The 13,049-nt window shown below is 29.7% G+C and carries 12 protein-coding genes; 6 read left to right on the top strand and 6 right to left on the bottom strand.

The window, feature by feature from the left end:
- Window positions 1–353 precede the first annotated feature (353 nt).
- The 4 genes from thrS (at window position 354) to rplT (ending at window position 3,572) form a co-directional block, all read left to right on the top strand.
- Window positions 354–2,294, top strand: coding sequence for a threonine--tRNA ligase (thrS, locus tag HKP59_RS00290; RefSeq protein ID WP_291802473.1), 1,941 nt, complete (start codon window positions 354–356; stop codon window positions 2,292–2,294).
- Between the two features lie 67 nt (window positions 2,295–2,361).
- A complete protein-coding gene (gene infC / locus HKP59_RS00285; RefSeq protein ID WP_291802474.1) occupies window positions 2,362–2,877 on the top strand; it encodes a translation initiation factor IF-3 in 516 nt (171 codons plus the stop codon).
- A 57-nt stretch (window positions 2,878–2,934) separates the two neighbouring features.
- On the top strand, window positions 2,935–3,132 hold the full coding sequence (gene rpmI, locus HKP59_RS00280) for a 50S ribosomal protein L35 (protein ID WP_291802472.1): 198 nt from the start codon (window positions 2,935–2,937) through the stop codon (window positions 3,130–3,132).
- Window positions 3,133–3,227: 95 nt separating this feature from the next.
- A complete protein-coding gene (gene rplT, locus HKP59_RS00275; protein ID WP_291802471.1) occupies window positions 3,228–3,572 on the top strand; it encodes a 50S ribosomal protein L20 in 345 nt (114 codons plus the stop codon).
- A gap of 59 nt (window positions 3,573–3,631) precedes the next feature.
- Here the strand turns inward: rplT and HKP59_RS00270 are convergent, their stop codons facing one another.
- Both HKP59_RS00270 and HKP59_RS00265 read right to left on the bottom strand, forming a co-directional pair.
- Window positions 3,632–5,857: a carboxypeptidase-like regulatory domain-containing protein gene (locus HKP59_RS00270; RefSeq protein ID WP_291802470.1), complete on the bottom strand. Its 2,226-nt coding sequence runs from the start codon at window positions 5,855–5,857 to the stop codon at window positions 3,632–3,634.
- Between the two features lie 97 nt (window positions 5,858–5,954).
- Complete coding sequence (locus HKP59_RS00265; protein ID WP_291802469.1) at window positions 5,955–7,277, bottom strand: S28 family serine protease; 1,323 nt, start codon at window positions 7,275–7,277, stop codon at window positions 5,955–5,957.
- A gap of 175 nt (window positions 7,278–7,452) precedes the next feature.
- On the opposite strand from HKP59_RS00265, the gene HKP59_RS00260 reads away from it, so the two are divergent.
- Both HKP59_RS00260 and HKP59_RS00255 read left to right on the top strand, forming a co-directional pair.
- Entirely contained in the window at window positions 7,453–7,962 is a 510-nt protein-coding gene (locus HKP59_RS00260; RefSeq protein ID WP_291802467.1) for a TlpA disulfide reductase family protein, read from the top strand.
- 2 nt (window positions 7,963–7,964) lie between these two features.
- Complete coding sequence (locus HKP59_RS00255; RefSeq protein ID WP_291802465.1) at window positions 7,965–8,576, top strand: thioredoxin family protein; 612 nt, start codon at window positions 7,965–7,967, stop codon at window positions 8,574–8,576.
- A 32-nt stretch (window positions 8,577–8,608) separates the two neighbouring features.
- Here HKP59_RS00255 and HKP59_RS00250 read toward each other — a convergent pair whose 3' ends face one another.
- The 4 genes from HKP59_RS00250 to HKP59_RS00235 all read right to left on the bottom strand — a co-directional run.
- Window positions 8,609–9,901, bottom strand: a complete 1,293-nt coding sequence (locus tag HKP59_RS00250) for an aminopeptidase P family protein (protein ID WP_291802463.1) — start codon at window positions 9,899–9,901, stop codon at window positions 8,609–8,611.
- Window positions 9,902–9,966: 65 nt separating this feature from the next.
- A complete protein-coding gene (locus HKP59_RS00245) occupies window positions 9,967–11,040 on the bottom strand; it encodes an alanine/ornithine racemase family PLP-dependent enzyme (RefSeq protein ID WP_291802461.1) in 1,074 nt (357 codons plus the stop codon).
- 2 nt (window positions 11,041–11,042) lie between these two features.
- On the bottom strand, window positions 11,043–12,191 hold the full coding sequence (gene alr, locus HKP59_RS00240) for an alanine racemase (protein WP_291802459.1): 1,149 nt from the start codon (window positions 12,189–12,191) through the stop codon (window positions 11,043–11,045).
- Window positions 12,184–13,049: amidohydrolase (locus tag HKP59_RS00235; protein ID WP_291802458.1), on the bottom strand; the 866-nt coding region annotated here is incomplete at its 5' end. The genes alr and HKP59_RS00235, both read right to left, overlap by 8 nt.

Here is a 13,049-nt window from a genome sequence, read left to right as displayed (position 1 = left end):
TTTTGAGTTTTTTTTCTACACTTCTTTAATGAACTTTTTGCCAATCAAATACCTCAATTAGCGGATGCAAATCTAATCCGTTTTTTATTCCTGACAAGTACTTTTTTAATCTTTTTTCTATACCCTGTATACAACCCTCTAAACAAACAAGTTATAGCCTAAATAATTTACCCTAAAATGGAAGAATTCTAAATTTATGAGCTTCTAAACAAATTATAACTATTTAAACATACAATATATTATGTAGAGTGAAATTTAAAAATACTATATACTAATGCCAATATAGATAGATTGTAAAAAGATATTGCTAAAATGATAGTTTTCCAATACCTTTGCAACTTTAATAAAAATATATGATTCAAATAACGCTGCCAGACGGTACAATAAAAGATTTTCAAAAGGGAAGCACTCCAATGGATGTTGCTAAAAATATTAGTGAGGGTTTTGCGAGAAATGTAATATCAGCAAAATTTAATGGTACAACTGTTGAAACCTCTACTCCACTTCTAGAAAATGGAAATTTAGTACTGTTTACTTTTAATGATCTTGAGGGTAAAAAAACTTTTTGGCACTCTTCTGCCCATGTTTTAGCTCAGGCTATTACTTCATTTTATCCAAATGTGAAGCTAACCATTGGACCTGCTATTGAAAATGGATACTATTACGATGTTGATTTGGGCGACAATGTAATTTCAGATAAAGATTTTAAAGCAATTGAACAAAAAATGCTTGAATTAGCTCGTGGAAAACATGAGTTTAAAATGCGTGAAGTATCAAAAGAAGACGCTTTAAATTTCTATAAAAAACAAAATAATCAATATAAGGTAGAATTGATTGAAAACTTGAATGATGGTGATATTACTTTTTGTGATCATTCAGATTTTACCGATTTATGTCGTGGAGGACATATTCCTAATACAGGAATCATAAAAGCTGTGAAAGTGATGAGTGTTGCTGGAGCCTATTGGAGAGGTGACGAAAAAAACAATCAACTTACACGTGTATATGGTATTTCTTTTCCAAAGCAAAAAATGCTTACCGAGTATTTGGAACTACTCGAAGAAGCTAAAAAACGTGATCACAGAAAATTAGGAAAAGAACTGGAGTTATTTGCATTTTCTTCAAAAGTGGGGCAAGGCCTACCACTTTGGCTTCCAAAAGGTGCTGCACTAAGAGAGCGTTTAGAAAACTTCTTAAAGAAAGCTCAGAAAAAAGCTGGTTATGAAATGGTGATAACACCCCATATTGGTCAAAAAGAATTATATGTTACTTCTGGCCATTATGCAAAATATGGAGAAGATAGCTTCCAACCTATACATACTCCAAAGGACGGTGAAGAGTTTTTATTAAAACCAATGAACTGTCCGCATCATTGTGAGATTTACAACAACAAACCCTATTCGTATAAAGAATTGCCTAAGCGTTTTGCAGAATTTGGAACTGTATATAGGTATGAGCAAAGTGGTGAATTACATGGGTTAACTCGTGTTAGAGGTTTTACACAAGATGATGCTCATATTTTTTGTACACCTGATCAACTAGATAAAGAATTTAAAGATGTTATTGATTTAGTCTTGTATGTTTTCAAATCGCTAAGTTTTGAGAATTTTACGGCGCAAGTTTCATTAAGAGATCCTGAAAATAGAGAGAAGTATATTGGAAGTGATGAAAATTGGGAAAAAGCCGAAAATGCAATTATAAATGCAACCAAAGAAAAAGGACTTGATTATGTGATTGAATATGGAGAAGCCGCATTTTATGGTCCTAAATTAGACTTTATGGTGAAAGATGCTTTGGGTAGAAATTGGCAATTAGGAACTATTCAAGTAGATTACAATTTACCTGAACGATTTGACTTAAATTATAAAGGAGCAGACAATCAATTACACAGACCCGTTATGATTCATAGAGCTCCATTTGGATCTATGGAGCGTTTTATTGCTGTTTTATTAGAACATACAGGTGGTAAATTCCCTTTATGGCTAACACCTGAACAAGTTATAATACTACCTATCAGTGAGAAATATCAAAAATATGCAGAAAATGTTTTACATTTGCTAGAAAATTCCGAAATTCGCGCCCTTGTAGATGATAGAAATGAAAAAACGGGTAGAAAGATTAGAGATGCCGAATTAAATAAGATTCCGTTTATGCTGATTGTAGGTGAGCAGGAAGAGAAAGACGGCACGGTTTCTGTAAGAAAACAAGGAGATGGCGATATGGGTTCATTATCAATCAATGAATTTATATCATTTTTAAATAAAGAAGTTAGTAGTACATTAGAACAATTTTAAGTTTAATTTAAATTTTACAGTTATAGCAATCAAGAGAAGATCAGGGGGAAGAAAGCCTTGGAGAGTAATCAAAGAAGATCAACATAGAATTAATGAGCACATTAAATTTGTTGACGAAGTGCGTTTAGTAGGAGACAACGTAGAAGTTGGAGTATATTCAATTTCTAAGGCGAAGTCACTTGCTAGAGAACAAGAACTAGATTTGGTAGAAATATCTCCCAAAGCTGATCCGCCAGTTTGTAAAATAATAGATTATAAAAAATTTCTTTACGAACAAAAAAAGCGAGAGAAAGCACAAAAATCTAAAGCAACTAAAGTTGTTGTTAAAGAAATAAGATTTGGACCTAATACGGATGAACATGATTTTGAATTTAAAAAGAAACATGCTATCAAGTTTTTACAAGAAGGTGCAAAATTAAAAGCGTTTGTGTTTTTTAAAGGAAGATCTATCATTTATAAAGATCAAGGACATATTTTACTTCTAAGATTAGCAACCGAATTAGAAGAATATGGAAAAGTTGAGCAAATGCCAAAGTTAGAAGGTAAACGTATGATTATGTACTTAGCTCCAAAAAAGAAATAATGCTAGAATACATTTAGTATATATATATAATAAGCAAGATAAAAAAGTAGAAGAAAGATGCCTAAAATGAAAACAAAATCTAGTGCCAAAAAGCGTTTTAAGCTTACGGCTTCTGGAAAAATTAAGAGAAAGCATGCTTTTAAAAGTCATATTTTGACTAAAAAAAGCAAAAAACGTAAATTAAAGTTAACTCATGATGGTTTAGTACATAAATCAGATAGAGCTAACATTTTACAACAGTTAACTTTAAAATAATAAAGTTACAGGGAATTTAATTATTAACCTTGGAGTAGAGCTAATGCAAGTTCAAATAGTTATTTGACGCCTACTACAAAAAAACAAATGAAATTATGCCAAGATCAGTAAATTCAGTTGCTTCAAGAGCTAAAAGAAAAAAGATATTGAAGCAAGCAAAAGGTTACTTTGGACGTAGAAAAAACGTTTATACAGTAGCAAAAAATGCGGTTGAAAAAGGAATGGTTTATTCTTATAGAGACCGTAAAAACAAAAAAAGAACCTTCCGTGCATTATGGATTCAACGTATTAACGCTGGGGCTCGTCAGTATGGAATGTCTTACTCTCAGTTTATGGGTAAAGTAAAAGCTAATAATATTGAATTGAATCGTAAGGTTCTTGCAGATTTAGCTATGAACAATCCAGAAGCTTTTAAGGCTGTTGTAGATCAAGTAAAATAGATTTTTAATTTCTTGCTTATATATAGAAAACCCAATCAATTGATTGGGTTTTTTAATTATTAAATTTTAATCTTTCCAAGTAACTTTTTTTCTTTCATATTGTTTAACATTATGATATTTACTTCAATGGTTTCATTTGATTTTCCATAATTTTTATAGACCGTATATTTTAATACAACAGGATTTTTACTTTTCTTTACTTTGCTTTCAATATTAATTTGCCATTCTCCTTTTTGAGCATCTATTAATAAAAACTCTTCTGTATTAAAACCCATTTCTTTTTCTTCATATAAGCGAATTTCGTTTTCTGCTTTTGTATGTGGCCAAGAGAAAAATTTCTTTTGAGGGTTTACAAACTGTATTTCAAAATCAGCTGAAACATCATTGTAATCAATAACAATACGTGCGTCATAATTAATATCCTTCAAATAATAATCAGAAACATCACTTAGGTCTAATAGAGTTTGATGCTTTGATATTAAACTTCTCATTTCATTGGTAACTACTTTTTCAATTCCTGAAAAATTAATTCCTTGATAGCTATTATTTTTAATTTTTTTATAAATATCTAGTGCTTCTTGATAATTACCTATTTCTTGATAGATTAGCGCCAAATCTCTATATGATTGAGCTGCTACAGGTTTTAATTTTGCTAAGTTTTCATAAATTCTTTTTGCTAAAAATAGATCTTGCTGTTGTTCTGCCTTATATGCTACAAGCTTTAAAAGCTCAATATTATCTTGATTAACTTCTAAACAATTTGAAAGTATTTTAGAGGATAACTCCCTATTTGAAAACTGTAAAAAATAATCTGAAATATGTACAAAGTACATTGGATTATCTATATAATCAATACGTTGACTTAAATAGTAGGTGTAAACTTCATCAAGTGTTTTATACTTTTTAAACTCTTTAATGTATTTAAACTCTTTTAAAGAGTTGTTTACAATAGCTAAATCCTCAGTGAAATCATTATTTTTAATTAATGCGGAATTTTTAGAATTTTCAGACTTTACTCCTGCTAAAGAAGTTTTTGTAGTAATTAAAATAACACCATTTCCTCCTTCACTTCCATATCTATTGGTAGCAACTAAGCCTTTTAATACCGTAATTTTTGCAATATTATTTGGATCTATAAAATTTGTTAATTGAACACGTCCTGTAGAACTCGATCTACTTATAGGAGTTCCATCAACTAAAATAAGAGGATAGACATTTAGTAGCATTGAGTTTGCCCTTAAAATCATTTGACTGATATCATCATTACCACCGTAACGAGTCACTCCAGAAAATTTACCATGTACAGATATGTTATCATTTCTTCCTTCAAGTAAATTATCAGAGTCAATTGATTGAACAGCATACCCTACTTTATCTTTGTTTGTTTTTCCGTAACCAGTTTCAACTTCTTCTTTAGGCTTACTTTTTCCAGCAACAACAACTTCTTCTAATTCAGTTTCATCATTAATGAGTAGTATTTCAAATCTTTTGTCTTCTCCAATTAAAATTTCTTGAGTTTGCAAGCCTAAATAACTAACAGTTAGTGTATCCCCTTTTTCAGCTTCAATATTAAATTCACCACTACTATCAGTCACTACTCCTTTTTCTCCATTAATAGTAATTGAAACTCCTAATAATGCGCCATTTGAACTATACACACTCCCGGTTATAAACTCATCATTTAGGGTTCCTCTCTGGTCAACTACTTCCCTTTTTGGAATTTCTTTTTGGCTTACATTTAAATTCAAAAGATTCAAAGCTTCATCAATATTAATTCTTGATAAATCAATAAAATTACCTTTTGCACTCAAACTTTCTTGCTCTAAAATGGAACGATTTGCTTTTTTTAAGCTATTGATAATATGTGTTTTATTGGTTTTATTTAATACTAACTTGTCAATTACTTCAACACCATCAGTAAATAAAAAAACAACATCCGAAGTTATTTTTTCCAGTAATACATCATAAAATGCAACTCCATCATAATTAACTTTAACTAATTCATCTTTTAAACTTTCCCAATTTGAATTAACAACTTCAAATCTCTTTTGTAAATTAATCGTATTACTAAAAGTTATTAAATCAACCTCAACATTTGGTGTGTTTTTAAAATAGCTATTTAACACTAATAATTCCTTATCAATATCTTTATCCTTCATAGATAAAGAGGAATCCCAATAAATAGTGATTTTAGAAATAAGTGAAGCTGAGCAGAAAATTTCAGCTCGTATTTGAATTTGAAATATAACCAGAAATATAAAAACGAGAGATATTTTTTTACGCATAGCTTCTAATAATATGTTTTTAAATATACCAATAATTTAAAAACAATTACAAAATTATTCTAACTGAACGAACAATTTTTATAGAAAAAAATGTAGTCTAATTTTCTAAAGGAAATATTTTCACACTGTAGCCTAACCAATTTTGTAACTTATCATAAATAAGCTGTTTGTCTTCGATTGAAAAATCTATAATTCTAGTTGAATGAGATCCTCCTTTTAAAACCATTTTAAGTGCATTTACATGATTTTTCGGGTTTGGAGCACAGGCTCCCCAAGTATCATATTCACCATAAATGTAAAGAATTTTATTTCCTTGATTTTCAATATAATCACGAACTTCTTTTATATAATTAGGATTATAGGTTACATCAATATTTTTTGGCGCAAACCTTAAATTTGTTGGTTTATGAACAACTCTCAATAAATCTTTTACTGGTGTTGTATCGAATCCATAATAACCCAATTCAGTCATATGCTGATAATAGGAAGGTAATAAATCGAAATATGTGTTGTCATTGTAAAAACTAATTCCTACAATACTATTTACGTAATTAAATAATTCTTTGGCAGTGGCATTTTTAGATGGTATTTCTTCGCATTTTCCTCCCCATTGCCAAAAAGAAAAGGGGAATTCTAATACTGCATATTCTAAAGCTTCTTCTTTAGAAAGCTCTGTGAAATTCATGTTTTTCGCTTCTGCATATTTAGAAATTTCAAGCAAAACTGAATCTCTATTTTCTAAAAGCAAACGCTGATATTCAACAATTTTAGCTCTACACTCATCAGTTCCAATAGTTTTAATATGTTGTTCTGTTCTTGGGTCTTCTTGGCCATCAATAAGCGGTGCAACATAAGGAACCGCGACGTCAACATCATATGGATATTTAGATTTGTATATTAAAACAGTTTCTCCTCCCTTGCTAATTCCAGTTGAAATCCATTTACTTTTATAAAGTGTTTTTAATTTTGTTACTAACTGATGATAATCTTCAATTGCCTGATCATTTTTTAAATAGTTCCATTGAATTGAATCTGGACGTGATTTACCAAAAAAACGATATTCTACTTGAACTTGATTTGCTTGTAATATTTTGCTTAATTCATAAGTGCTTGGACGAGCATTATAACCTTCTGTAACCAAAACAGTGGGCTTATCTAGACCGCTATGAGTTAGGTAAACAAAATGTTTAAAAAATCCGGCTGTACTATCTTTGTGGTCCAAAGGTTCATTTAAAACTAATTGAAAAGCTTTTGTGAAATGATCTTTCGCTTCGATCTTGGTAATTTCTGCATCTGGAAAAATTTGTTCTAACTGTTGTTGAAAACTTAAAATTTCAATAGGTTCTAACTGCACTACTTTGCAACCAGCTACTAAAGCACTTATTGATAAAAATAAAATAACAGACTTGAATAATTTCATATCTAAATGGAGTTAAAAATCAATTCAACAAAATTAATAATAAAAGTATAATACTTTGCTTATAAATTACACTTATACTTGCTAAGATACTATCATAAAATAACACTCGTTTATTTGTTAAGAATTGTTAAACTTTTCAATTTAAAAATTAGTTTTACTATTTTTAAATTTTATTATGAAAAAACTACTATTAATACTATTGATTGTTTCTTTTATTTCGTGTAAAAGTGATAAGACTTCTGAAGAAAAATCTAATGAAATTAGTATAAAATCCTATACATATGAAACATTAGAACCTCTTCTTAACAAAGATGATGATAAAACATATGTAATAAATTTTTGGGCAACTTGGTGCAAACCTTGTGTTGAAGAATTACCTGCCTTTGAAAAAATCAATGCTAATTATAAAGATAAAAATGTTGAAGTTATTTTAGTAAGTTTAGATTTTCCAAATCAAATAGAAACAAGATTAATACCTTTTATTAAGGAACATAACTTAAAATCTAACGTTATTTTAATGGCAGATGTTGATCAAAATAAATGGATACCAAAAATTAGCGAAAAATGGTCTGGTGCTATTCCGGCTACCTTAATTTATAATAAGAATTCTCGTAAATTTTATGAGCAATCGTTCTCGTATGATTTATTAGAAAAAGAACTAAAAGAAATTTTTAAAACCTACTAATTATGAAAACATTAAAATCAATTTTACTAGTATCAGTTTTTATTATTGCAACTGCATTTACAATTAGACCAGTAGCTGATGGATATAAAATTGGCGATACAGCTACCGATTTTAAATTGAAAAACGTTGATGGAAAAATGGTGTCGATGTCCGATTATGAAAATGCAAAAGGATTTATCGTAATTTTCACTTGCAACCATTGTCCTTTTTCAATTGCCTATGAGGATCGCATTATTGACTTAGATAAACAATATAAAGATAAGGGTTATCCTGTAATTGCAATAAACCCTAATAATCCTGAAATATCAAAAGGCGATGACTTTGTTTCTATGCAAAAAAGGGCCAAAGAAAAAGGGTTTACATTTCCTTATCTATTTGATGACGGACAAAAGATTTTTCCTCAATATGGAGCGACAAGAACTCCTCACGTATTTTTACTAAATAAAGAAGATAAAGAATTAAAAGTTGCTTATATAGGTGCTATTGACAATAATTACTCAGATGCGACAGCAGTTACTGAAAAATATGTAGAAGATGCAATAAACGCATTAATTGAAGGTGAGAAACCAAATCCTAACTTTACAAAAGCCATTGGTTGTACTATTAAAAAATAAAAAAAAAGCGCCATTTAAAAATGGCGCTTTTTTTAAGCTCTCATAATTGCTTCAATTTCACTTATTTCAATAGGCATTTCAGTAGTTAAATTTTTAGTGCCATTTTCAATAATTAAATAATCATTTTCCAATCGGCAACCTATTCCTTCCTCAGTAATATAAATTCCAGGTTCACAAGTAACAACCATTCCAACTTCAAAAGGTCTGGTATAAAGACCAACATCATGAACATCTAGACCGATATGATGCGCAGTACCATGCATAAAGTATTTCTTGTATAATGGATTATCAGGGTCTTGATTTTTAATATCTTTAAATTTTAATAACCCTAATTTTATTAATTGTTCTTCGACTAAAGTCGCCATTTGCTTTTCATAATCAGCAGGAATAACTCCTGGTTTTATTAATTTTGAACCTTCTTTTAAACAATAAAGCACAGCATTATAAACTTCTTTTTGACGTTTACTAAATTTACCGTTTACGGGAAAACAGCGCGTAGTGTCAGAATTATAATTAGCATAACAAACACCAAAATCCATCAAAACCATATCTCCATCCATGCAAACTGAATCATTTGTATTATAATGTAATGCACAAGCATTTGCGCCCGAGGCAACTATTGGCATAAACGCATGACGCTTTCCTCCTTTTCTGGTTAGTTCATAAGTTAACTCAGCTTCGAGTTCATACTCTTTCATTCCTGGTTGAATTGTCTTTAAAACTCTCTCAAAACTACCAATACTAATATTTGCAGCTTGTTGCATCAACGCTATTTCTTCTTCAGATTTGATTTGACGTAAATCTCTCGTAATTTTTGCAGCCCGCTTGAAATTATGAAGAGGATATTTTTCTTTACAAAAAGATATCATTCTATCTTGTTGCGTATTTATATCTGTAGTTAGTGTTTTTTTATGCTCGTTATGCCCAAGATAAAAAGTATCTGCTTCAAATGCCATATACTGCAGTGTCAATTCAAAATCTTGAATCCATTTTACATTTTTTATTCCAGAAACTTCAAAAGCTTGCTCCTTTGTTAATTTATCACCTTCCCAAATTTTTATAACATCGCTTGTTTCTTTCACAAATAAAATCTCTCTATTTTCTGGTAAAGCAGCATCTGGATACAGTAGTAGAATTGATTCTTCCTGATCAATACCAGTTAAATAAAACAAATCGTTATTTTGAGTAAACCCCATAACATCATCAGCATTATTAGGCATTACATCATTTGAAGTTAAAATTGCAATGGAGTTGGACTCCATTTTATCTGAAAAATTTTTTCTGTTATTGATAAATAATGATGAAGGAATTTTAGCGTATCTCATATAAAATTTAATAACCTTTAGAAGGTTTAAATTTATAAATTATATTATAATTATAAATTTAAATCTTAAATTAATTTTTTATCAATATACTTAGAATTCATAATTCTTAAAGCTCCCATATACTTCAATTTGAATGAAACCACATCCCCTACTTTGTATTTTTTTCTAGTATTAGTTAAGTCAACAACTAACATGTCTGAACTTGCCCCAATAAAATCAATTTTTTTATTTATAGGCTCCAAAAAATCGGTAGTAGCAATATCCAACAAACCAATGTCTAAAATCCCCCTTTTATGAGTATTCCCATAGTCTTCTGGATTAATTTCTATTATTTCACCTGAAGGGTTTTCTTCTACTTCACCAAAAGGCACTATTGGCTTTTCTGTAATTTCAATAATTTCGGCATGTAATACAAAAACATCGCTTTTCATCTTTGGAATGGTTTTACTTGAAAATAAATCAACACCAAAAAATAATGTTTCTCCTATTCTAAAATGATTTATTCCTTTAGGAATTTGTTTCTTTAATAAAAGAGGAATCATAACAGAAGAACCCCCCGTTACATAGTCAATTTTTTTACCAAATTTGGCTTCAATTAATTGTTCATACAGGCTTAACTGAATTAATTTATCCTTGCTTGGCATTACGCCACTTAAACAATTTAAATTTGCTCCAATACCAACAACTTTTATATTAGGCAATTCAAATACTTTTTTATAAAAATCCAATAAATGTTCTCCTAAAATACCTTCACGTAAGTCGCCAAGCTCTATCATGATAATTATCCGATGCACTTTATTTTGGACTTTAGCCTCTTCAGAAAGCCATTTTATAGTTGTAAATTCTGTATTAAAACTTACATCGGCAAATTTAACCACACTTTTTATACTTCTTTTTGCTGGTGGTTTAATGTATATCGTTTCAACTTTTGGATCTATAGACTTTATGGTTTTTAAATTTGTTAAACGAGCATCGCAAACTTGTTCTTCTCCTAGTGATAATACAAATTCGAGATAGGTTTTATTTCCACAAAGCATTTTTAAGACAGGTGCCCATTCAATACTGTTTTTATTGAATAATTGTTTTAGATAGCTGTAATTTATTGCTAACGATTTTCTATTTAAAGTTATATAAGCCATAATTATATTGTGATTATTCGAGGAATGTCTTTATCTATTCTTGAAAGCACTTCGTAATTAAGCTGATCTGTATTATTACAAAATGAAGATAATGGAATGTCCAAATCAGTACTTGATCCTATTAAAATAACTTCATCATTTATAGCAATTGAATCACTAGATGAAATATCTATTAATAGCATATTCATGTTAATTGTACCTATTACGCTATAGCGATTATTATTAATAATTACTCTTCCTAAATTACTTAAGCTTCTGCTATATCCATAGCCATACCCAATAGGCACTGAGGCCACTTTTGTTTCATTTTCTGCTAAAAAAGAGCTACCATATCCTATAAATTCACCTTTAGATACTAGTTTTACATCCATAATATAGGACTTCCAACTTAATACTGGTTTTAGAGGATTTTTGTCGATGTTATACTTAGATATGTATTTAATAAAAGATTCTCTACTTGGCCACAAACCATATTGCAAAATTCCTACTCTTACCATGTCATAATTTTTAGTAGGGAAAGCTAAAACTGAAGCACTGCACGAACAGTGAATTTTTTCTGCTATAATTTCATGAGATTTAAAAAACTTAATGGCTTTATTAAATACTATTTGTTGTTGTTTCACCCTAACATAGTTATTTAAACTTTCTGCGCCGGCGAAATGTGTACATAATCCTTTTACCTTTATAAACTCCTTATGAGTTTTTACTAATTGAATAACATCATTCCAATCTTTTTGGTTAAATCCTGTACGATTCATCCCAGTTTCAATTTCTATATGAATATTTAAAACTTGCTTTTTTTTCATTGCTTTTGAAAGCATTTGTTTTAATCTGGCTAAGTTGAATACAAAAAAATCTATTCCATTATCAATAATCCAATCTTCATCATTGCAATTAATATCTCCCATTATTAATATTGTAAAGTCCTTTTTCGCAACTTCAAATGCTTTTTTTGCTTCAAAAGAACTATAAACCGAAAAATGATTCACATTGAATTCTTGAAGTAAAGGAACCATTTGGGCAATGCTATGACCATACGCATTTCCTTTGATTACAGATGATAAGGTTACAGATTTACTAATTAATGATTTTATTATATCTATATTATTTTTTAATGCCGATTTACTAATTTGAATGACTGAACTATGCATAAATTAATTTTAATATTTCATAAAACATCTGTACACCGTAAGGTGTAATTTCGTCGGGGAAATCATAATCTGGGTTATGTAAAGCAGGGGTGTTTTTACCTGAACCTAACCCAAACATAGCACCATTGTACTTTTGTGTAAATGCTCCAAAATCTTCACCCCACTTAAAAGGTGTTTTCTTTTCTATAATTTTAAAAGAATTGTATATTGCTGCTTTTCTTATATAATCTACAGCTTTGCTATTATTATTGGCTGAATCGAATTCATAAATCCAATCGAAGGTGTTTTTAAGTTCATGCTTTTCACAAATTATATTTATTATTGTAGCGATTTTTCCTTTCAGAGCCTTCAATTGATTGGCTGTCCAACATCTTATGGTAAAATGCAGTTCTGCGTAATCTGCTGAGATACCGTAATCTTTTGATCCTAAAGTAGCATAAATAGTAGTAATTACTGCAAATGTTTTACTTTCTAAATTAGTATCAGCTAAAGCTTTAATTGCAGTTAGTATTTCTAATAAGGCTAGATCGGGATTAACACCATTTTCTGGTTCTGCAGCATGAGCCGTTTTTCCTTTTAACGTAATTTTTAAACTTGTTACTGAAGGAGTAAAAGAGTCGGATTTTACAATAATACTTCCAAAATCATAATGAGGTACATTATGTAACGAATAAACAAAATCGGGTTGTATTGATTTAAATTTTTCATCCTCTAAAACGGCTTTTGCACCTTTTCCATTTTCTTCTGATGGTTGAAATAATAAAATAACTTTTCCTTTTAATAGAGGCTTTTTTTTTAAAACTCTTGCCAAACCTATTAGTATGGCAGCGTGGCCATCATGTCCACATTTATGAGAAA

The organism is Lutibacter sp. (assembly GCF_013041805.1).
GTDB lineage: Bacteria > Bacteroidota > Bacteroidia > Flavobacteriales > Flavobacteriaceae > Lutibacter.
Note: the sequence above shows the minus strand (reverse complement) of the source record. Positions and strands in the feature narration are given on the sequence as shown.

Coding starts and splice junctions, on each gene's coding strand:
- HKP59_RS00250 (WP_291802463.1), bottom strand. CDS start 9,901: ATGAGATACGCTAAAATTCCTTCATCATTATTTATCAATAACAGAAAA.
- HKP59_RS00255 (WP_291802465.1), top strand. CDS start 7,965: ATGAAAACATTAAAATCAATTTTACTAGTATCAGTTTTTATTATTGCA.
- rplT (WP_291802471.1), top strand. CDS start 3,228: ATGCCAAGATCAGTAAATTCAGTTGCTTCAAGAGCTAAAAGAAAAAAG.
- thrS (WP_291802473.1), top strand. CDS start 354: ATGATTCAAATAACGCTGCCAGACGGTACAATAAAAGATTTTCAAAAG.
- HKP59_RS00265 (WP_291802469.1), bottom strand. CDS start 7,277: ATGAAATTATTCAAGTCTGTTATTTTATTTTTATCAATAAGTGCTTTA.
- rpmI (WP_291802472.1), top strand. CDS start 2,935: ATGCCTAAAATGAAAACAAAATCTAGTGCCAAAAAGCGTTTTAAGCTT.
- HKP59_RS00245 (WP_291802461.1), bottom strand. CDS start 11,040: ATGGCTTATATAACTTTAAATAGAAAATCGTTAGCAATAAATTACAGC.
- HKP59_RS00260 (WP_291802467.1), top strand. CDS start 7,453: ATGAAAAAACTACTATTAATACTATTGATTGTTTCTTTTATTTCGTGT.
- alr (WP_291802459.1), bottom strand. CDS start 12,191: ATGCATAGTTCAGTCATTCAAATTAGTAAATCGGCATTAAAAAATAAT.
- HKP59_RS00270 (WP_291802470.1), bottom strand. CDS start 5,857: ATGCGTAAAAAAATATCTCTCGTTTTTATATTTCTGGTTATATTTCAA.